Here is a 21568-nt window from a genome sequence, read left to right on the forward strand (position 1 = left end):
CCTAAGCCGCGCGGCAGGTTAAACTACGCCCACTGGCTGCCTGCGTACGCTGCGCGCGCCGGTTTCCCAACACCGTTACCAACACTGCCTGGAACGCAACACATGAGCGATGCACAGCAAATAGAGCGGCGCCTGATTGAACTCAACGTGGAACACCGCGACCTCGATGCCGTCATCGAGTTGCTGATACTCGATGGCCACCATGACGAGCTGCAACTGCGCCGCCTGAAAAAACGCAAATTGCAATTGAAGGATCACATCACCTTGCTGAAAATGCAGTTGGTGCCCGACGTTCCCGCCTGAGGGGCGCCAGTAGCGTCCAGTCCAGCCTTCACCTAAGTATATTTTGACCGATCACAATTTATTGCCCGCAAGCCCAGATGGCCAGCCTGCCGATCTGCCAGCCAGTCTGCCCGCCGAGCTCCAGGCGCCGCCTGGCAAGCACGATGCCGACATCGAGCGCCTGTTTGGCGCCGGCGGCCCGCTCGGTCCGGCCGTGGGCAGCTACAAGCCGCGCCGCTCGCAAACGGAAATGGCGAAAGCCATCGCCAGCGCCATCGACAGCCAGACGACCCTGATCGCCGAGGCGGGCACGGGCACGGGCAAGACCTTCGCCTACCTGGTGCCGGCCCTGATGTGGGGCGGCAAGACCATTGTGTCCACCGGTACCAAAAACTTGCAGGATCAGCTATTCCTGCGCGATATCCCCACCGTGCGCGCCGCGCTGCAGGCGCCCGTGTCCGTCGCCTTGCTGAAGGGGCGCTCGAACTATGTCTGCCACTATCACCTGGAACGCACCCTGCAAAACGGGCGCATGACGTCGCGCGACGACGTGGGCCACCTGCGCGAAATTTCTCGCTTCATCAAGATGACCAGCTCGGGCGATAAGGCCGAGCTGACCAAGGTGCCGGAAAACGCCATGATCTGGAATCTGGTGACGTCCACGCGCGACACCTGCATGGGCGCCGAGTGCCAGTATTATCAGGATTGCTTCGTCATGAAGGCCCGCAAGGAAGCCCAGCAGGCTGACGTGGTGGTGGTCAACCACCACTTGTTCTTTGCCGACGTGGCCCTGAAGGATACGGGCGTGGCGGAATTGCTGCCCTCGGCCAACACCATCATCTTCGATGAGGCGCACCAGTTGCCCGATACGGCCACTTTGTTCTTTGGCAACACGGTGTCGACGTCGCAAATCCTGGAACTGTGCCGCGACGTGCTGGCCGAAGGCCTCGCGCATGCGCGCGGCATCGACTGGGCCAAGACCGTCACGGTGGTGGAAAAGGCGGCGCGCGACCTGCGCCTGACCTTCCCGCAGGACATCGTGCGCCTGTCCTTGCCGCAGATCGCCCCCTCGAGCGACTTTTTCCCCGCGCTCGACACCCTCAAGGATGAGCTTGACGGCATGGTGGCCGTGCTGGAAACCCAGGCGGAACGGGCGGAAACGCTGGAACAGTGCCGCGTGCGCGGCGTCGAACTGGCGCAGCAGCTGAGTGGCTGGAAGTTCGATCCGAAAGCCAAGGTTGCGGCCGGCGAAGAAGCCGTGTTCTGGGTGGAAGCGTTTTCCAGTTCCCTGCAATTGCATAAAACGCCATTGTCGATCGCGCCCATCTTCAACAACCAGCGCGAAGGCACGCCGCGCAGCTGGATTTTCACGTCCGCCACCCTGGCCGTGAAGAACGACTTCAAGCATTTTTCCGAACAGATGGGCTTGACGGGCGAACCGTCGCATACGTGGCCGTCGCCGTTCGATTATGGCCAGCAAGGCTTGCTGTTCGTGCCGCAAAACCTGCCGCAACCGAATTCGCTGGGCTACACGGATGCCGTCATCGACTGCGCCTTGCCCATCATCGAGGCGGCGGGCGGGCGCACCTTCTTCCTGTGCACCACCTTGCGCGCCGTCAAGCGCGCAGCCGAGCGCCTGGCCGACGAATTCAAGCAGCGGGGCCTGAACTTCCCCCTGTTCGTGCAGGGAGAAAAGGGGCGCACGGAATTGCTGGATCAGTTCCGCGCGGCCGGCAATGGCGTGCTGATCGGCAGCCAGAGTTTCTGGGAAGGCGTCGACGTGCGCGGCGATGCGCTGTCGCTCGTGATCATCGACAAGCTGCCGTTCGCGCCGCCCGACGATCCCGTGCTGGCGGCGCGCATCGAAGTGATGGAAAAGCAGGGCAAGAACGGCTTCATGCACCATTCGCTGCCGGAAGCCATCATCAACCTGAAGCAGGGCGCGGGCCGCTTGATCCGTGACGAGGGCGACCGGGGCGTGCTGATGATCTGCGATCCGCGCCTCATTTCCAAGCCGTACGGCAAGCGTATCTGGCAAAGCCTGCCGCCGTTCAAGCGCACGCGCGACACCGCCGAAGTGGTGGAGTTCTTCCGCAACCTGCCCGCCAAGGGCGCTTAAGTCCTCGCCTAAGTCCTGCCTGCCGGCGCCATCCGCGCGCCGGCGTATTTCCCTTTGTTATCAATCACATGGCGTTGTTAGCGCGGCGCCCGCTTGCGCGCCTGGCATGCCAGGAATCGGCGCGATCGCGCCAGTTTCTGGCATTTTTCCACATGTCCAGGACGCCAGACACATCTTTGCGCCAGCGCAAACAGGCTTGTTGCCGAGCGGTCTACAGTGAGCTCATGCCTTGCAGGGTCAAGGCGCGGCGATGGCAGGGCCGCACGGGGAACAGGGGGATGCCATGGAGATCCGCTACGGCTGTTTCTTGAGCTACGCGCACGGCCAATATGCGTTCATGAACAAGTTCAAGAATGACCTCATCGAGGCGTTGGCTTGCTATCTGGAACCGCACCTGGACCGCGAGGAAGTCCTGTTCATCGACAGCGAACAGCTGGGGGGCGGCGACGATATCGACTTGCGCGTGGCGCGCGCCATGTGCCAGAGCGTGTGCATGATCGTGCTGTACACGCCCAAATATGAAGCGCACGGCTACACGCGGCGCGAATTTGCCGCCATGCAATTGATCGAGCAGGAGCGGCGCGCCTGGTACGACTTGCCCAGCCACCTGATCATCCCCATCATCATGACGCGCCATCCGGACGGCTTGCCGCCGCAAATCACGGAATCGGGCCTGTACGTGGATTTTTCCGGCTATACCCTGGCCAGCGGCGACCTGAAATCGAATCCGCAATACCTGCCCGACATCGAACGCATCGTGCAGCGCATCGCCACGCATTACCACTTGCTCAAGCGGTCAACACCGCCCGGCCACGATTGCAGCCGTTTCGTGTTGCCCGCTATTCCGCCGGAATGGCGCGCCATTCCGCCTCCCCACTTTCCGCGTTAATCACGTAAAAGGTCCTGTCATGGAATGCCAACGCCTCTCCCTGCCGCCTTTGAGCGCCCCTGGCGAAGTCGTCACCTTCTACTCCTACAAGGGCGGTACCGGCCGCACCATGGCCCTGTCGAACATCGCCGTGCTGCTGGCGCGCCGCGAAAACGCCAGCGTGCCCGTGCTGATGCTGGACTGGGACATGGAAGCGCCGGGCCTGCACCATTATTTCGAACAGCACGAGGAGCGACCGGGCGTGCTCGAGTTCTTCGAGGCGTGCCGCCAGCAGCTCGAACGCATCAGCCTGGAAACGGCGGGCGCGCGCGCCGGCGCGCAGGCCAGGGAGCGGGAAGATGGGGGGCGCGAGGACGCGGCGCTGGCCCAGCGCGTGCTCGACGCCATCGACTGGCAGCAGTACGTGGTGCGCGTCGATCAGGGCAGTCCGCTGTACCTGATGCGTGCGGGGCGCTTCGACGCCAGCTACAGCGAGCGCCTGGCGCAGATGCGCTGGGATCAGCTGTTCGACAGTTGCCCGGCCCTGTTCCGCTGCTTCGCCGATACCCTGGCCCAGCATTTCCGTTACGTGCTGGTCGATTCGCGCACGGGCCGCACGGACAGCGCCGGCATCTGCACCACCTTGCTGCCGAAAAAGCTGGTGGTGGTCTTCACGCCGAACCGGCAAAGCCTGGAAGGCGTCGACGCGCTCGTCACGCGGGCCATCGAATACCGCCGCAGCCATGAAGACGAACAGCGCCCGCTGCTCGTGTACCCCTTGCCGTCGCGCATAGAAATGGGCGACGGGGCGCAGCGCGCCGAGTGGCGCCGCGGCGATGCGCACAAGGGCATCGCCGGCTTCCAGCCCATGTTCGAGCGCCTGCTGCGCACCTCGTACGGCTTGCCGCAGATCGCCCTCGACAGTTATTTCGACGAAGTCCAGCTGCAGCAGACGAAAACCTTTGCCTATGGCGAGCAATTGGCCGTGCGCATAGACCAGGGCGGCGACCGCTTTTCCCTCACGCGCACCTTCGAAGCCTTTTTGCACTGGCTGACGGGCGGCTACTTCCCCTGGCAATCGAGCCGTGAAATCGCCTTGCTGGGCGCCATCAGCGAAGCGCGTCAGGCCTTGCAGGCCGAACCGGGCCGCGCCGTGGCCCTGCCGCTGGCGCGCGACCTGGCGCGCCTGGGCGAGCTGTACCGCAAGGATGGGCGCAGCGGGCAGGCGCTCGATGCCTTCCGCCAAAGCGTCGAGATCCGCGTGCGCCTGCTGGGCGAGGAGCATCCCGACAGCCTGGCGTGCAAGAGCGGCATGGCGCGCCTGCTGCGCCAGCTGGGCAAGCTCGAGGAAGCCCGCTTCTTGGAAGAGGACGTGCTCGACGTGCGCGAACGCGTGCTGGGCAGCGAACATCCCGACACCCTGGCCGCCCGGGCCTGCCTGGCGAAAACCCTGTTGCTGCAGGGTGAACTGGCGGCGGCGCTGCTGCTGCAGGATACGGTGCTGGCAAGCTACGCGCGCCAGCTGGGCGGCGAGCATCCGCTGACCCTGGAAGCGATGGATGGCCGCGCCGCCACCTTGCTGCGCATGGGCCGGCTGGCGCAGGCGCAGCAAGTGCTGGCCACGGTGGTGGCGGCGCGCGAACGCCTGTTCGGCGCCGAGCATGGCGATACCTTGCGCAGCAAGCTGGCCTTGGCGCAGGCGCTGGGGCGCGAAGGCGACCTGGAAGGGGCGCGGCGCCTGTTCGCTGCCGTGCTGCAGGCGCAGGAGCGGCGCCTGGGCAGCGACCATGCGGCCACCCTGGCCACGCGCGATTTGCTGGCCGACATCGTGGCCGGGCAGGGCGACTGGGCCGGCGCGCGCCAGTTGCACGAAGACCAGGTGGCGGCGCGCGAGCGCACGCACGGGCTCGATCATCCGGAAACCCTGATGAGCCAGCGCAAGCTGGCCGAGGCGCTGCTGCGGCGCGGTGAACTCGATGCGGCGCGCAGCGTGCAGGAGCAGGTGCTGGAAGTGCATGCGCGCCTGCTGGGCGAAGACCACCTCGATACCTTGCACAGCAAGACGCAACTGGCCGGCACCTTGCAGCAGCAGGGCGACAGCGCGGCGGCGCGCCTGCTGGAAGACGCCGTCCTCAGCGGCAGTGACCGGCTCTTGAACGCGCCTGTCATGGGACATGCGGACAGCGTGCTGGACGGCGCGCGGCATTTGCAGGAAACCATCCTGGCCGGCCGCGCCAACGGGCACGAAGGGGCCGAGCCGGAGACCCTGGCCAGTATGATCTCTATGCTGCAAGGCATGATCGAGCGCGAACAGTATGCGCAGGCGGGCGAACTGGCCGAACATTTGAAGTCTTGCCTGCTGCGTCCGGGCGTGCCTGGCAAGCTGCGCAGGCGTGGCATGGCGCAGCTGAAAAGGATGTACAAATTACAAGGCGATTTGAATGCCTTGCTGGCCTTGCAGGAGGATGAAGTGCAGGCGCTGGAAGGGGCCTTGTCTGAGGCGCGCATCGAGCAGCGCTGATGCGGCGCGCCCTGTCCGCGCGGCGGCACAAATAATGCTGTCTATCGGCGTGCGGTACGCGCAGTGTTGGCATTGCTTCAGGTAAAATCTCGTTATGAGAATTCTTATCAGTAACGACGACGGCTACCTGGCGCCTGGCCTGGCGGCCCTGGCCGACGCGCTCGCCCCCATTGCCGACATCGTCGTGGTGGCGCCCGACAGCAACCGTTCGGGCGCGTCCAATTCGCTGTCCCTGGACCGGCCCTTGTCCGTGCACAAGGCCGCCAACGGCTTTTATTTTGTCAACGGCACGCCCACCGACTGCGTGCACGTGGCGCTGACGGGCATGCTGATCGAGCGCCCCGACCTGGTGGTCTCGGGCATCAACAACGGCCCCAACATGGGCGACGACACCCTGTATTCGGGCACCGTGGCCGCCGCCACGGAAGGCTATCTGTTCGGCATTCCCGCCATCGCCTTTTCCCAGTCGCAGTTTGGCTGGGCCAACCTGGACGCGGCCGCCCGCGTGGCGAGGGAAATCGTCGAGCGCCAGTTTGACGCCCTGCAGAAACCGTATCTGCTGAACGTGAACATCCCGGCGATTCCTTACGAGCAAATGCAAGGCGTGGTGGCCACGCGCCTGGGCAAGCGCCATTCGGCCGAACCCGTGATCCGCGCGCTCGACCCCCGCGGCCGTGAAATCTTCTGGATCGGCCCCGCCGGCGCCGCCAAGGAAGGCGGTCCGGGCACGGACTTCCATGCTGTTGAACATGGGCAAGTGTCGATCACGCCGCTGCAGATCGACCTCACCCATACCACCCAACTCGATGCACTGGCAAAAGGCCTGGCATGACCGCTCACGATGACCGACAACCATGACCGATAAGCCGCGCACCTTCCCCCTGTCCCTCGATTCGCTGGCCGGCAAGCCCGCCAGGCAGGGCGGGGGGCAGTCGCTGGCCCAGTCCAGGATCGCCACGCCGCAGACGGCCACGCAGAATGCGGCGCAGAGCGCGGCGCGCGGCGTTGCGCAGCCGTATGGCGCGCACGCGGCCATCGCGCCGTCGCGGGCCCAGGCCATCGCCAATGAGCGGGCGCAGCCGGCGGCGGTGTCGCCGCCGCGGCAAAATCCGCTCGTTTCGGAGGCCGTGCGCCGGGCCATGGTGGCGCGCATCGCGAAACAGGGCGTCAAGGACCAGGCGGTGCTGGACGCCATGCAAGCCGTGCCGCGCCACATGTTCATGGACGAGGCGCTGGCGTCGCAGGCGTATATCGACGCCTCGCTGCCCATCGGCCACCACCAGACCATCTCGCAGCCGTACATCGTGGCGCGCATGATCGAAGTGATGCGCCAGGGCGGGGCGTTGCAGCGCGTGCTGGAAATCGGCACGGGCTGCGGCTACCAGGCGGCGGTGCTGTCGCTGGTGGCGAAAGAGGTGTATTCGATCGAGCGCATCCGGCCCCTGCACGAGCTGGCGAAGGCGAATTTGCGCCCGCTGCGCGTGTCGAATCTGCGCTTGCAGTACGGAGATGGTATGCTTGGCCTGCCGCAGGCGGCGCCCTTCGACGGGATCATCCTTGCCGCAGCCGGCCTGGAAGTCCCGCAAGCCCTGCTGGAACAGCTGGCGCCCGGCGGGCGTCTGGTTGCGCCGGTGGGGGCTAAATTGCAACACTTACAACTCATTACCCGGGTGGGGAAAATGGAATGGACTAGCCAAACCCTGGAAGATTGCCATTTCGTACCTTTGCGCCCGGGCACCATATGATCCCCGGATCAGCTAGCAAGCAGGACATATAAATACATGCGAATGATTAAGAAAAGTAACATACTTCTATGTGGCATCACCTTGGCCGCGCTGTTGAGCGGTTGCGGCACGACGGGCGTCCAGGCGCCCGTCGTCGAGCGCCACCCCTCGAGCAGCAGCGCCGCCGCCAGCGATCCGCGCGACCGCGACCCGGCCTATTACACGGTCAAGCGTGGCGACACCCTGTTGCGCATCGCCCTAGAGCACGGGCAGAATTACCGCGACCTGGTGGCCTGGAATGACTTGAGCAACCCGAACGACATCAAGGTCGACCAGGTGCTGCGCGTGTTGCCGCCGAATGGCGACACGGGCGGCGCGCAAACGTCGGCCATCGTCATGCCGCCAACGACGGAAGTCAAGCCTGCCGCGCCTGTCGTACCGAAGAAAACGGGCCCGCGCGGCGAGAAGCGCGCGTATTCCGACGCCACCCTGGCCGAATTGCGCGCCGATGGCGGCACGGGCGACGCCAAGCCTGCGCCAGCCCCGGCGGCAACCGTCGCCGCCGCACCGGCCGCCGCCGCGGCAGCCCCTGCGGCATCGGCGCCCGGCGACGACAAGATCAGCTGGATGTGGCCGTCCGAAGGCAAGGTCATCGGCACTTTCGACGAAGGCAAGAACAAGGGCGTCGATATCGCCGGCAAGGCGGGCCAGCAAGTGGTGGCCGCCGGCGCGGGAAAAGTCATGTATGCCGGGAGCGGAATCCGTGGTTATGGTAATCTTGTCATCGTGAAGCACAGTAATAGTTTATTGTCGGCGTATGCGCATAACCGCAGCATCCTGGTGAAGGAAGGGCAGAACGTCAACAAAGGCCAGGCCATCGCCGAAATGGGCGATTCCGATGCCGACCGCGTGAAGCTGCACTTTGAAATTCGCCAGCAGGGCAAGCCTGTCGACCCTTCGAAATTCCTGCCTAACCGTTAGGTAAAGCAATGACACACGCGCCGCACGACCAGCTGGACGATGACCCGGAACTGCCGGAAGACGGGGCAGACGAAGTCGTGACGGACGATGCCGGCGAACTTGACGGCATCGACGCCGTCGACGCGGGCGAGGGCGAGGGCGGCGAGGTGGCCAGCGTCAGCGTGCTGGTCGAAAGTGTCGATGAATTGAAAAAAGTGCTGGCGGCCGAGCTGTCGACCGATACCACCCAGCACTATCTGAACCAGATCGGCACGCGGCCCCTGCTGACGGCGGCGCAGGAGGTGCATTATGCCACCCTCGCCAAGCAGGGCAATTTCGAAGCCCGGCAAACCATGATCGAGCACAACCTGCGCCTGGTCGTGTCGATCGCCAAGCATTACATCAACCGCGGCGTGGTCTTGCTCGACATGATAGAGGAAGGCAACATCGGCCTGATGCGGGCCATCGACAAGTTCGAGCCCGAGCGCGGTTTCCGTTTCTCTACCTACGCCACCTGGTGGATACGCCAGAGCATCGAGCGCGCCATCATGAACCAGGCGCGCACGGTGCGCCTGCCCGTGCACATGGTGCGCGAACTAAATCAAATTCTGCGCGGCAAGTACCACCTGGAAGCCCAGCACCACGACGGCAAGGATGCCACCGCGGAAGATATCGCCCATCTGGTGGGCCGTCCCGTGGAAGAGGTGCAGGATATCCTGGCCCTGTCCGAGCACGCCACCTCGCTCGACGCGCCGCTCGACAACGACCCGCAATCGTCGCTGATGGACATGTTGCCCGGCGCCAGCGAAGACAGCCCCGACGCGCGCGCGGAACACCATGAAATGACGGTGCTGGTGCGCGACTGGCTGACCAAGCTGCCCGACAAGCAGCGCGTCGTCATCATGCGCCGTTTCGGCCTCGACAACGACGACCCTGCCACCCTGGAAACCCTGGCCGAGGAAATGGGCGTGACGCGCGAGCGGGTGCGCCAGATCCAGCAAGAAGCCTTGATCAAGCTCAAACGGGCTATGGCCGCACGCGGCGTCGTGCGCGACTCCCTGCTGTAGCGTGCCCGATAAAACGCACATGGCGGCGTTGCAATGCCTCGCCGTACTGACGTACTGTCTTCGGCAATGCGCCTTGCCCTGTACGTTTTCTCAGGCACGCTAAAGACGCGCAGGTGCGCTGCGGACTTAAGCTAGTCGGCATCTGCTATCATACGCCCCGCTCGCGGCGCCTGACCTTTCCCCCATTCTTTCAAGTTCCAGCGCGGCCCTGCGTCCTGGCCCACTCTTACCTATTGATCGCTATGCAAGAAAATATCATCGAAATCAAATCGCTCGACATGGACGCCCGTGGCGTTGGCCATATTGAGAACGAAGACGGCTCGCCGGGCAAGGTCGTGTTTGTCGAAGGCGCGTTGCCGGGCGAGCGCGTCAGCTTTGTGACGTTCAAGAAAAAGAAGAACTGGGAAATGGCCCGCATGACGGCGCTGCACCGCGAATCGTCGATGCGCGTGACGCCCAAATGCAAGCATTTCGACAATTGCGGCGGCTGCTCGATGCAGCACCTGGAGCCGTCGGCGCAGGTGGCGATCAAGCAGCGCGTGCTGGAAGACAACTTGTGGCATATCGGCAAAGTGCGTCCGCAAAGCATCATGCGCCCCATGTATGGCCCGACGTGGGGTTACCGCTACCGCGCGCGCCTGTCCGTGCGCCACGTCAAGAAGAAAGACGCCGTGCTGGTGGGCTTCCATGAAAAGAAATCGGCGTTCGTGGCCGACATGGATAGCTGTGAAATCTTGCCGCCGCACATCTCCGCCATGCTGCTGCCGCTGCGTGGATTGATTGCTTCGCTGTCCATCTTCGACCAGATGCCGCAGATCGAGCTGGCCGTGGGCGAAGACGTCACCGCCATGGTCTTGCGAATCATGGCGCCCTTGACGGCGGATGACGAAACGAAATTGAAGGCCTTTGCCGACGAATACGGCGTGCAATGGTGGCTGCAGGTGAAAGGCCCGGAAACGGCCGTGCCGTTCTATCCGCTGGACAAGCAATTGCACTACCTGCTGCCGGAATTCGGCGTCAAGATGCCGTTCAAGCCCGTCGATTTTACCCAGGTGAACCACCACATCAACCGCGTGCTGGTGTCGAAAGCCCTGCGCCTGCTGGAAGTGCAGCCGACCGACCGCGTGGCCGACCTGTTCTGCGGCCTGGGCAATTTCACCTTGCCGCTGGCCACGCAAGGCAGCGAAGTGGTGGGCATCGAAGGCAGCACCACCCTGACGGAGCGGGCGTTGGAAAACGCGCTGGCCAATGGCCTGGCGGAAAAAACCTCGTTCTCGACGCGCAACCTGTTCGAAGTGACGACGGACGACCTGATCGCGCTGGGCAAGTTCGACCGCATCCTCGTCGACCCGCCGCGCGATGGCGCCATGGCCCTGTGCCAGGCGCTGGTCGGCCTGTCGCAAGTGCGTCCGGACCTGCTGCCGAAACGCATCGTGTATGTGTCGTGCAGCCCGTCCACCCTGGCGCGCGATGCCGGCATCCTGGCGCTGGAAGCCGGCTATGTGCTGAGCAAGGCGGGCGTGGTGAACATGTTCCCGCATACTTCGCACGTGGAATCGATGGCGGTCTTTGATTTGATCTGAGGGCACACCTGATAAAACGTCCATAGCTGCGTTGCCTTGCCTAGCCGTACTTGCGTACTGTCTTTGGCAAGGCGTCTTGCCCTGAACGTAGAAAAACGTCCATAGCGGCGTTGCCTTGCCTAGCCGTACTATTCGTACTGTCTTCGGCAAGGCGCCTTGCTCTGAACGTTTTTCAGGCGCGCCGAGGCTATTCAGGGCGCTTGCACAAATTCTGCCTTTTCTCCTGACTCCACAGCAATACCACTTACAGCGTGTTATAAAACTGGTCTGTCTTTTCCCGATCCAGCGTCTTTTTTCATTCTTCCTCTGCCGTTTTTTTGCTTGTCCAGTAGGACAACGCGCCGTCCGTCTCCGCCGTTATGCTTTCTTTGTAAAGTGGTATTGCCCACTTCGAGGCCACTTCAAAACCACTTGACCGCCTATTTTTTCAGCAGCATGCTGTTCTTGCAACTGCAAAAAACAAAATCACAGGGTAGCTTTTTCATTGAAGCAGAGTGGTATTTCCGCAAACCTGAACAGGAGACAACGTGGAAAATTTAATACTCAAGAAAACGATCAGGAACATGATGGTATGTCTGGCCAGCGGTGGCGTGCTGGCGGCCTGCGGCGGCGGTGGTGACGCCGGCGCGCCGGCCGGTTCGCAATTGCTGGCGGCCAGCACGGTGGTCGCGTGCGTGCCGTGGCAAGAGGGCGGCACGTATAGCGCGGGCACGGTGGTCACCTACCTGGGCGCCAACTACACGGCCCTGGTGACGCAGACCGATCACGTCGGCTCGGGTTGGAACCCCGTCGCCACGCCTAGCCTGTGGAGCGCAGGCGGCACGTGCGATGGCGGCACCACGCCAACTCCTACTCCGACACCAACGCCGACCCCGACCCCGACCCCGACCCCGACCCCGACGCCCACACCAACGCCGAACCCGACGCCTACTCCGACGCCAACGCCAACCGGCGGCACGTGCGCGCTGGCGTGGGTGGCCGGCACGGCCTACAGCGCGGGCGCCACCGTCAGCTATGCGGGCACGAATTACCGCGCCAATTACTGGACGCAGGGCGATAATCCGTCGACCAGCAGCGGCGCCGCCGGCACGGGCAAGCCATGGACCAGCCTGGAGATCTGCAGCACCACGCCGACACCGACGCCAACGCCAACGCCTACTCCAACACCGACGCCGACCCCGACCCCGACCCCAACGCCAACGCCAACGCCAACGCCAACGCCAACGCCAACGGGCCGCGAAGTCGGTTCCTATTTCGCCCAATGGGGCGTGTATGGCCGCGACTATGAAGTGGCGAACGTGCATACCAGCGGCGTGGCCGACAAGTTGACCTTCATCAACTACGCTTTCGGCAATATCTATCCGAAAAACGGCGGCTATGAATGCGCCATGATCACCAAGACGGAGCCGGGTGCGACGAATCCGAATTCGCCGGATGCGGGTACGGGCGGCGATGCCGAGGCCGACTACATCCGCACGCCGAAACGCACCGTCGATGGCCAGGCGATTCCTTGGGACGCACCGTTGTCGGGCAACTTCCTGCAGTTGAGAAAGCTCAAGGCGGCCCACCCGAACTTGAAACTGTTCATCTCGCTGGGCGGCTGGAGCTGGTCGAAGAACTTCTCCGTCGGTTCCGCCACGGATGCGCTGCGCAAGCAGATGGTGCGCTCGTGCATCGACATCTACATCAAGGGCAACTTGCCGGTGCAGGGCGGTCGCGGCGGCGTGGGCGCGGCGGCGAATATCTTTGACGGCATCGACATCGACTGGGAATATCCGGTCGGCGGCGGCCAGCCGTACAACACGGTCAGCCCCAACGACAAGCGCAATTTCACCTTGCTGATGGCGGAATTCCGTGCCCAGCTCGATGCGCTCGGCGCAGCCAACGGCAAGCGCTACCTGTTGACGGCCGCGGTCGGTGCCGGCAAGGACAAGATCGACAACACGGAACCGGCCCTGTACTCGCAGTACATGGATTGGATCAACCTGATGACCTACGACTTCCACGGCGGCTGGGAAAACAGCACCAACTTCAACGCCCAGCTGTTTGCCGACCCTGCCGATCCGTCGACAGGCATGGCGCGCGAATACGTGGGCGACAAGGCGGTGCAGTACATGATTGCCGCCGGCGTGCCGCGCGACAAGCTGCTGCTGGGCATACCGTTCTATGGCCGCGGCTGGACGGGCGTGGCGCCGGGACCGAATGGCGATGGCCTGTACCAGGCGGCCACGGGCACGGCGCCAGGCACCTACGAGTCGGGCATCGAGGACTACAAAATCCTCGTCGCCAAGGCCGGCACGCGCTACTACCATCCCGTGACCAAGCAGCTGTACCTGTACACGGGGGCGGGCGGCCAGTGGTGGAGCTATGACGATCCGACCGTCATCGGCACCAAGGTGAAATACGTCAAGGACCAGGGCTTGCGCGGCGCGTTCTCGTGGGAACTCGATGGCGACGCGAATGGCGTGCTGGCAACCGAGGTATGGAAAGTGCGGTAATGTTGATGTAGCGTAAGACGCGGCCGGATAGCCATGCTGTCCGGCCGTGTATTCACACAAAATACAGGAGACGGGCGATGGCGGCGGTATCGACATTCGGAGTCAAGCAGCAGGAGAAGAAGCAGGAGCAGGAGCTGAGCCGCGAGTGGCGCAGCTGGATCGCGGAAAACCTCATGCTGGGCAGCCATCCGTCGGCGCTGATGCCGGTGCTGCAGCAGGCCGGCATCGCGGAGGCCCTGGCGCGCCGCGAAGTGGAGCTGGCGCTGCAGAGTCCCTATCTGGCGGGCGCCGTGCGCCTGTCGAACCGCCTGGCCAAGCGCGACTGGGTGATCGACATCCAGCGCAAGCTGAACCACCTGCGCACCCCCGAGATTCCGCGCCGCGACAAGCTGTCCGCGCAGGAATTCCTGGACGAATACTATTCCACCAACCAGCCCGTCATCATCACGGGCATGATGGACGACTGGCCCGCCATAGCGAAATGGAGTCCCGCGTATTTCCGCGAGCATTACGCGCAGCGCGAAGTGGAAGTGCAGTTCGGCCGCGAAGCGGATGCCCAGTATGAAATGAACAGCGTGGCGCACAAGCGCAAGATGGCGTTCGGCGAATACGCCAGCCTGGTCGAGGCCAGCGGCGCGACCAACGATTTCTACATGACGGCGAATAACAATTCGCAGAACCGCCAAGCCTTGCGCGAGCTGTGGGACGATATCGGCCAGCTTCCCGAATACCTGCGCCAGGATGGCGGCCCCACGGGATTTCTATGGTTTGGTCCGGCCGGCACGGTGACGCCATTCCACCACGACCTGACGAACAACTTCATGGCCCAGGTCAAGGGGCGCAAGCGCCTGCGCATCATGGCCGCCTGCGAGGTGGCGCGCGTGTACAACCAGCGCCACTGCTTTACGCCCGTCGACGGGCGCGACATCGACCTGCGGCGCTACCCGCTGATGGCCGACGTGCAGGTGCGCGAATGCGTGCTGGCGCCGGGCGAGATCCTGTTCCTGCCCGTCGGCTGCTGGCATTTCGTCGAAGCGCTCGACGTATCGATGACGGTGGCGTTTACCAATTTCAAATGGGATAACGATTTTTACAGCAAGTACCCATCGAATCACGACTTTTGATCGTGGCGCCGCATGGCGCGAACCTGCCGCGAACAGCCGCCTTACGGGCGGCTTTTTGCATGTTACGGGGCCATACTTGTATAAAATATTTCCATAAAATAATTGATTCAAATCATTTTGCAGCAATTATTTTGATATGAATGACCATGATGTTTCATTATCCAGATGGCGATGGCGGGCGGATAATTTTATGGCTGGCGCGGAGCCGGGCCGCTGATGGGGTTTGCCGGCGCGCGCCAGCACCGACAACCATCTGGAGGCGGCAGGGCATGAGCACGCAGCACACGACACAAGCAGCAATGCAGTTGCAGCAAACACCGAAAATCACCGTGGACACGCGGCTGACGCGCGAAGCGGCCGAATTGCTGGCGAAGGCCGACATCCATTTGAATGGTCGCGCCGCCTGGGACATGCAGCTGCGCAAGCCGGGCGTGCCGGAGCGCGCCTTCGCCAGCGGCAACCTGGGGCTGGGCGAAGCGTACATGGACGGCGACTGGGATGCGCAGCAGCTCGATGAATTCTTTTGCCATTTGCTGCGCGCCAGGGTGGCCGATGATGTGCGCCCCATGCGCCTGGCGTTTCACGCGCTGTACGCGCGCCTGTTCAACTTGCAGACGGAGCGCCGCGCCTGGATGGTGGGCAAGGAGCACTATGATCTGGGCAATGCCTTCTATGCGGCCATGCTCGATCCGCGCATGACCTATACCTGCGGCTACTGGAAGGATGCCGGCAACCTGGCCGAGGCGCAGGAAGCGAAGCTCGATTTGATCTGCCGCAAGCTCGGGCTGGAACCGGGCATGCGCGTGCTCGACATCGGCTGCGGCTGGGGCAGTTTCATGCGCTATGCGGCGGAAAAATACCAGGTGCAGTGCGTGGGCGTGACGATCTCGAAAGAGCAGGCCGCGTATGCGCGTAGCATGCCGGGCGGCGAGCGTCTGGACTTCCGCCTGCAGGATTACCGCGACACCAATGAAAAATTCGACCGCATCGTCAGCATCGGCATGTTCGAGCACGTGGGCCACAAGAACCACCGCACCTTCATGGAAGTGGCGCACCGCTGCCTGGAAGACGATGGCCTGTTCCTGCTGCACACGATCGGCAAGAACAAGCGCCATTCCACCTGCGACCCGTGGATCGACAAATACATCTTCCCGAACGGCGACTTGCCGTCGCTGGGCCAGATCGGCGACGCCATGGACGATTTGTTTGTGGCCGAAGACTTGCACAACTTCGGCGCCGACTATGACAAGACCCTGATGGCCTGGCATGCGAATTTCGAGCAGGCGTGGCCCCGCTTTGCTGCCCAGCTGGGCGAACGCTTCCACCGCATGTGGTCATACTATCTGCTGTCCTGCGCGGGCGCCTTCCGCGCGCGCGACTTGCAGCTGTGGCAATGGGTCTTGTCGAAACAGGGCGTATTGGGCGGCTATGAGCGTGTCAGTTGAGATGCGCGGCAACTGATATGATGGATTGATGGATATCAATCAAGCGCGTACCTTCCTGGAAGTGGCTTCCTGCGGCAGCTTCATCATGGCTGCCGAACGCATGCACGTGACGCAGACGGCCGTCAGCGCCCGCATCCGTACCCTGGAGCAGCAGCTGGGGCGCCAATTGTTCGTGCGCAACAAAGCGGGCGCGCGCCTGACGCCGGCCGGCGAGCGCTTCATGCGCCACGCGGCCACCATGGTGCAGGTGTGGGAGCGGGCGCGCCACCAGGTGGCCTTGCCGCCGGGGCGCGACGACGCCGTCAGCATCGGCTGCGAGCTGAGCTTGTGGCAGCCGTTGCTCGGCGACTGGTTGATACGCATGAGCCGCGACTGCCCCGAGATCGCCTTGCGCGCCGAGGTCGACAGTCCCGCGCGCCTGCTCGACGCCGTGCACGACGGCTCGCTCGACCTGGCCGTGCTGTACAACCCGCCCCAGCGTCCGGGCCTGGCCAGCGAATTGCTGGCCGAGGAAAAGCTGGTGATGGTGACCACGCGCGATGACGGCCAGATGCAGGCCGATACGTATGTGTACGTGGACTGGGGCCCCAGTTTCGCCGCCAATCACCAGGCCGCGTATCCGGAGCTGAGCAGCCCGCCCATCTCGATCTCGCTGGGGCCGCTGGCGCTCGTGTATCTGCTGGACGTGGGCGGCGCCAGTTACTTCCGTATCGGCAGCGCGCAACCCTATCTCGATGCGGGCCTCCTGTTTCGCGTGCGCGACGCGCCCGAGTTCTCGCATTCCGCCTACGCCGTGTATGCGGCCCAACGCGACAACTCGACCCTGGACCGCGCCCGCGCCTGCCTGCTGGAGGTGGCGGAAAAGGGCAAGTAGATGCGACAGACGTAAAAAAGCCGACCCGTGGGTCGGCTTTTATTTTCATGCGCATAAGCGCAGTGCTTAGTCGCGGCTGCCGCCGGCGAAGCCCAGCAAGGAGAGCAGGCTGGTGAAGATGTTGTACACGTCCAGGTAGATGCGCAGGGTGGCCGAGATGTAGTTGGTCTCGCCGCCGTTGATGATTTGCTGCACGTCATACAGGATGTAAGCCGAGAAGATGGCGATGGCGACCATGGAGATCACGATCGACAGTGCCGACAGGCCCAGGAAGATGTTCGCCACCGATGCCAGGATCAGCACGATCACGCCGGCGAACAGCCATTTGCCCATGGCCGAGAAGTCGCGCTTCGAGACCGTGGCGATGGTCGCCATCACGGCCAGGATGGTGGCCGTGCCGCCGAATGCCGTCATGATCAGCATGCCGCCGTTCGAATAGCCCAAGGTACGCGTCAGGATAGGCGTGAGCATCAGGCCCATGAAGAAGGTAAAGCCCAGCAGGACGGCGACGCCCAGGCCCGAGTTCTTGGTCTTTTCAATCGCGTACATGAAGCCGAATGCGACGGCCATGAAGATGATGAAACCCATGCCGCCGGTCAACATCGGCAAATGCATCTGCACGCCGATGAAGGCGCCCAGCACGGTCGGGATCATGGACAGCGCCAGCAGCCAGTAAGTGTTGCGCAAGACCTGATGGCGGACTTGCTGCATGCCCCCCGACAGGTCAAAGGTGCGTTGCATGTTCTGATTCATAGTGCCTCCGTGTTGTCAATTCAAATTACTGCTTTGCCCAAGGATAGCATGAGGGCCGGAATTTGCCAAAAAAGCAGCTTAAGATTTCATTAAACGGGGGCAGGGCGGCAAGATGCCCCCTGCCTGTCTGGGTGATATGGGGTGGAGTATGGTAAAATCAAAGGTTGATTGAGTTATCAATTTACCGTTTTAAACCTTACTTTTTATTGGAGTTTTCACACATGGCAATCGAACGCACCCTGTCGATCATCAAACCAGACGCAGTTGCAAAAAACGTAATCGGTCAAATCTACTCCCGTTTTGAAAACGCTGGCCTGAAAATCGTTGCAGCACGCATGACCCAACTGTCGCGCGAACAAGCTGAAGGCTTCTACGCAGCGCACAAAGAACGCGGCTTCTTCAAGGATCTGGTCGACTTCATGGTTTCCGGTCCAGTCATGATCCAAGCCCTGGAAGGCGAAAACGCCGTTCTGGCCCACCGTGACCTGATGGGCGCGACCGATCCGAAGAAAGCAGAAAAAGGCACGATCCGCGCCGATTTCGCCGATTCGATCGACGCTAACGCCGTACACGGTTCCGACGCTGTCGAAGCTGCTAAAGTGGAAATCGCTTACTTCTTCCCAGAACTGAAGGCTTAATTGCCTTAGATAACGTTATTTCCTGGCGTTATCTGTGAAATAACTTATCACCCCCTGTTCCCGCTGCGCTGTGGAGTTTTCGCTCCGGATGCGCGCGGGGACGGATTTTTAGAATAGACATGATCATGAATACGACGACCCTCACCAACTTGCTGGACCTTGATCCCGCGCAACTCATCGCCTACTGCGCCGAGTTGGGAGAGAAACCGTTTCGTGCGAAACAATTGCAACGTTGGATACACCAGTTCGGCGCTTCCGATTTCGACGCCATGACGGACCTGGCCAAGTCGCTGCGCGACAAGCTGGCCACGCGCGCCGAAGTGCGCGCCCCGGCCATCATCAGCGACCATACGTCGACGGATGGCACGCGCAAGTGGCTGGTCGACGTGGGCAATGGCAATGCCGTGGAAACCGTGTTCATTCCGGAAGAAAACCGCGGCACCCTGTGCATCTCGACCCAGGCCGGCTGCGCCGTGAACTGCCGTTTCTGCTCGACGGGCAAGCAAGGCTTCAATCGCAACCTGTCCGTGGGCGAGATCATCGGCCAGCTGTGGATGGCCGAATTCGAATTGCGCCGCACCAAGGGCATCGAGCCGGGCCCGAAAGGCGAGCGCCAGATCACCAACGTGGTGATGATGGGCATGGGCGAGCCCCTGCTGAACTTTGAACCGACCGTCACGGCCCTGAAATTGATGCTCGACGACAACGCCTACGGCCTGTCGCGCCGCCGCGTGACCCTGTCGACGTCGGGCGTGGTGCCGATGATGGACAAGCTGTCGCAGGAAGTGCCGGTGGCCCTGGCCGTCTCGCTGCACGCCTCGAACGATGCCTTGCGCGACGGTTTGATTCCACTGAACAAGAAATACCCGCTGAAGGAATTGATGGCGGCCTGCAAGCGCTACCTGGAATTCGCCCCGCGCGATTTCATTACCTTCGAATACTGCATGCTGGACGGCGTCAACGACAGCGACGAGCACGCGCGCGAACTGCTGGCGCTGGTGCAAGACCGCGAGTTCGGCGTGAACTGCAAGTTCAACCTGATCCCGTTCAATCCCTTCCCCGAGTCGGGCCTGTTCCGCTCGAAAAACCCGCGCATCAAGTCCTTTGCCCAGGTGCTGATGGATGGCGGCATCATCACCACCGTGCGCAAGACGCGCGGCGACGATATCGATGCGGCCTGCGGCCAGCTGGCCGGCGAAGTCAAGGACCGCACGCGGGTGCAGGAGCGCATGGAAAAGATGACGGAGTATCAACAGAAATTTGGCGCCAATTTCGGCAAGATCGTGGAAATCCGCTCCTGATGAGGGAAGGCATGGCTTACCAACGCTCGCTTGCTGTGGCCGCTGTTTGCCTGGCCGTGCTGCTGGTCGGCTGTGCTTCCGCTCCCGTCGATGCGGGCGCCGCCTTGCGCCAGGAGGCGCTGGCGAGTACCCGGGAGCGTGCCGCGCTGCGCCTGCAGCTGGCCAGCGCGTATTATGCGCAAGGTCAGCTCGACGTGGCCCTGGCGGAAGCGGAACAAGCCGTGCAACTGGCGCCGAACGATGCGCAAGCCTATGGCGTGCGCGCCCTGATCCTCGCGGCCCAGCGGCAAACTGTGCCTGCTGAGAAAGATTTCCTTTACGCTTTGCGCCTTGCGCCCCACAATCCTGAGTTGAGCAATAATTACGGCCTGTTTTTGTGCCAGACGGGACGCGCCGCGCAATCGCTGGCGTATTTCGATGCGGCCTTGGCCGATGCGGCGTATGTCTCGCCGGAAAAAGCGCTCAACAATGGGGGCGCTTGCAGCCTGGCCCTGAACGATTACCCGCGTGCGGGCGCATATTTGATGCGCGCCGTGCGCATCGCACCGGACGTGGCAGTGACGAACGCCGGCCTGGTGCGCGTGTATTACCAACAGCAAGACTACCGGCAAGCGGCTTATTATTTGCAGCGGCTCGGCAGGATAGCAACAATGGAGAGCCAGACGGCCGATGTGCTGTGGCTCGGGATCAAGGTGCAGCATAAGCTCGGGGATGCGGGTGCGGAAGCTGGCCTGGGGGCGCATTTGCGCAACCACCATTCCGGCTCCCCCGAATATGCTGCTTATCAAAATGGGGCGTTTGATGAGTGAGACAGGGATACCAATGAATTCAGAGTGGGCAGAAACGCCTCAGCAGCAGCCCCAGGGCAATCTTGCGTTGGCAGGCGCACAGTTGAAGGCGCAGCGCGAAGCGCTGGGCTGGCCGGTGGAACAGGTGGCCGACCAGCTCAAGCTGGCGCCGCGCCAGGTGATCGCGCTGGAAGAGGGCGACATGGCGGCCTTGCCGAACGTGGCCGTGGTGCGCGGTTTCGTGCGCGCCTACGCCAAGGTGGTGCGCCTCGACGCGGCGCCGCTGGTGGCCATGATCGAAGTCCATCCGGCGCCGGCGCAAGACCCGGCCGCGCCCGTGCGGCGCGAGATTTCCGCCACGTTTTCCGAATCGCGCTTCCCGTCGATGACGCAGCGTTCGTCGAACCAGACTCCCCTCTGGATCGCCGGCGCCGTGGCTGTCGTCGTGGCGGCCGCCTTTGGCGCCTATAAACTCGGTTATGTGCCGGCCAGCCTGCTGTCCGCGCATGTCGAGAAAGAAGCGGCGCATGCGGAAGTGGGCCCCGTGGAAACGACCCTGATCAAGCCGGGCCAGGATTTGACGCCCGTGCAGTCGCCGTCCGTGCCCCTGATTTCCGTGCCGCCGCCGCCAGGCAACGATACGCAGACGGGCGCACCGGCCTCCGCCATCGCTTCGGCGCCGGCCGCCGCCGTGCCGCCAGCAGCTGCGCTGGCAACGACGCCAGCCGTGACGCCAGCGGCCACGGCCGCCGTCACGCCGCCGGCGGCTGCCGTGGGCGCGAATGCGCTGGTGCTGAAGGTGGAGCAAGATTCCTGGGTGGAAATTCGCCGTCCCGGCACCTCGCCGCTGATTTCGCGCATGGTCAAGGCGGGCAGCACGGAAACGTTTGACATCACCGGTCCGGCCACCTTGGTGGTGGGCAAGCCTGGTGTCGTGCAGGCAACTTTGCGCGGCGCCAAGCTGGACTTGCCGACCGTTGCCGGCGGCACGATTTCCCGTGTCAGCATCAAATAATTGCAGTA

The 21568-nt window shown here is 63.0% G+C and carries 18 protein-coding genes; 17 read left to right on the top strand and 1 reads right to left on the bottom strand.

The window, feature by feature from the left end:
- Positions 1-102: 102 nt before the first annotated feature.
- From O3301_RS09350 to O3301_RS09410, 13 genes are all read left to right on the top strand, one after another.
- Entirely contained in the window at positions 103-303 is a 201-nt protein-coding gene (locus O3301_RS09350; RefSeq protein ID WP_034752051.1) for a YdcH family protein, read from the top strand.
- 43 nt (positions 304-346) lie between these two features.
- Entirely contained in the window at positions 347-2401 is a 2055-nt protein-coding gene (locus O3301_RS09355) for an ATP-dependent DNA helicase (protein ID WP_369812183.1), read from the top strand.
- Positions 2402-2684: 283 nt separating this feature from the next.
- On the top strand, positions 2685-3290 hold the full coding sequence (locus O3301_RS09360) for a toll/interleukin-1 receptor domain-containing protein (RefSeq protein ID WP_035820738.1): 606 nt from the start codon (positions 2685-2687) through the stop codon (positions 3288-3290).
- A 19-nt stretch (positions 3291-3309) separates the two neighbouring features.
- Positions 3310-5790, top strand: coding sequence for a tetratricopeptide repeat protein (locus O3301_RS09365; protein ID WP_305056206.1), 2481 nt, complete (start codon positions 3310-3312; stop codon positions 5788-5790).
- Positions 5791-5884: 94 nt separating this feature from the next.
- On the top strand, positions 5885-6622 hold the full coding sequence (surE, locus tag O3301_RS09370) for a 5'/3'-nucleotidase SurE (protein WP_034789072.1): 738 nt from the start codon (positions 5885-5887) through the stop codon (positions 6620-6622).
- A gap of 22 nt (positions 6623-6644) precedes the next feature.
- Entirely contained in the window at positions 6645-7535 is an 891-nt protein-coding gene (locus O3301_RS09375; protein WP_289916532.1) for a protein-L-isoaspartate(D-aspartate) O-methyltransferase, read from the top strand.
- 42 nt (positions 7536-7577) lie between these two features.
- Positions 7578-8495, top strand: a complete 918-nt coding sequence (locus O3301_RS09380; protein WP_305056207.1) for a peptidoglycan DD-metalloendopeptidase family protein — start codon at positions 7578-7580, stop codon at positions 8493-8495.
- 8 nt (positions 8496-8503) lie between these two features.
- On the top strand, positions 8504-9541 hold the full coding sequence (gene rpoS / locus O3301_RS09385) for an RNA polymerase sigma factor RpoS (protein WP_305056208.1): 1038 nt from the start codon (positions 8504-8506) through the stop codon (positions 9539-9541).
- Between the two features lie 242 nt (positions 9542-9783).
- Positions 9784-11124: a 23S rRNA (uracil(1939)-C(5))-methyltransferase RlmD gene (rlmD, locus tag O3301_RS09390; protein ID WP_099667081.1), complete on the top strand. Its 1341-nt coding sequence runs from the start codon at positions 9784-9786 to the stop codon at positions 11122-11124.
- 527 nt (positions 11125-11651) lie between these two features.
- The gene (locus O3301_RS09395; protein ID WP_305056209.1) at positions 11652-13622 is read left to right on the top strand and encodes a glycosyl hydrolase family 18 protein; all 1971 of its coding nucleotides are present in this window, start codon (positions 11652-11654) and stop codon (positions 13620-13622) included.
- Positions 13623-13699: 77 nt separating this feature from the next.
- On the top strand, positions 13700-14746 hold the full coding sequence (locus tag O3301_RS09400) for a cupin-like domain-containing protein (RefSeq protein ID WP_305056210.1): 1047 nt from the start codon (positions 13700-13702) through the stop codon (positions 14744-14746).
- A 299-nt stretch (positions 14747-15045) separates the two neighbouring features.
- Positions 15046-16191, top strand: a complete 1146-nt coding sequence (cfa, locus tag O3301_RS09405) for a cyclopropane fatty acyl phospholipid synthase (RefSeq protein ID WP_305056390.1) — start codon at positions 15046-15048, stop codon at positions 16189-16191.
- Positions 16192-16219: 28 nt separating this feature from the next.
- A complete protein-coding gene (locus tag O3301_RS09410; protein ID WP_305056211.1) occupies positions 16220-17065 on the top strand; it encodes a LysR family transcriptional regulator in 846 nt (281 codons plus the stop codon).
- 66 nt (positions 17066-17131) lie between these two features.
- Here the strand turns inward: O3301_RS09410 and O3301_RS09415 are convergent, their stop codons facing one another.
- Positions 17132-17818: a Bax inhibitor-1/YccA family protein gene (locus O3301_RS09415; protein WP_034752039.1), complete on the bottom strand. Its 687-nt coding sequence runs from the start codon at positions 17816-17818 to the stop codon at positions 17132-17134.
- A gap of 221 nt (positions 17819-18039) precedes the next feature.
- Between O3301_RS09415 and ndk the strand changes: the two genes are divergently transcribed.
- The 4 genes from ndk (at position 18040) to O3301_RS09435 (ending at position 21560) form a co-directional block, all read left to right on the top strand.
- Positions 18040-18456 (top strand): nucleoside-diphosphate kinase, encoded by a 417-nt coding sequence (ndk, locus tag O3301_RS09420; RefSeq protein ID WP_034752036.1) that lies wholly within the window; start codon positions 18040-18042, stop codon positions 18454-18456.
- A gap of 125 nt (positions 18457-18581) precedes the next feature.
- Positions 18582-19757 (top strand): 23S rRNA (adenine(2503)-C(2))-methyltransferase RlmN, encoded by a 1176-nt coding sequence (gene rlmN, locus O3301_RS09425; protein ID WP_289904161.1) that lies wholly within the window; start codon positions 18582-18584, stop codon positions 19755-19757.
- An 11-nt stretch (positions 19758-19768) separates the two neighbouring features.
- Positions 19769-20566 (top strand): type IV pilus biogenesis/stability protein PilW, encoded by a 798-nt coding sequence (gene pilW / locus O3301_RS09430; RefSeq protein ID WP_305056212.1) that lies wholly within the window; start codon positions 19769-19771, stop codon positions 20564-20566.
- Positions 20567-20633: 67 nt separating this feature from the next.
- Positions 20634-21560: a helix-turn-helix domain-containing protein gene (locus O3301_RS09435; RefSeq protein WP_328573201.1), complete on the top strand. Its 927-nt coding sequence runs from the start codon at positions 20634-20636 to the stop codon at positions 21558-21560.
- Positions 21561-21568 lie beyond the last annotated feature (8 nt).

Origin of the sequence: Janthinobacterium sp. SUN211 (genome assembly GCF_030587315.1) — a bacterium.
Taxonomy (GTDB): Bacteria; Pseudomonadota; Gammaproteobacteria; order Burkholderiales; family Burkholderiaceae_D; genus Janthinobacterium; species Janthinobacterium kumbetense.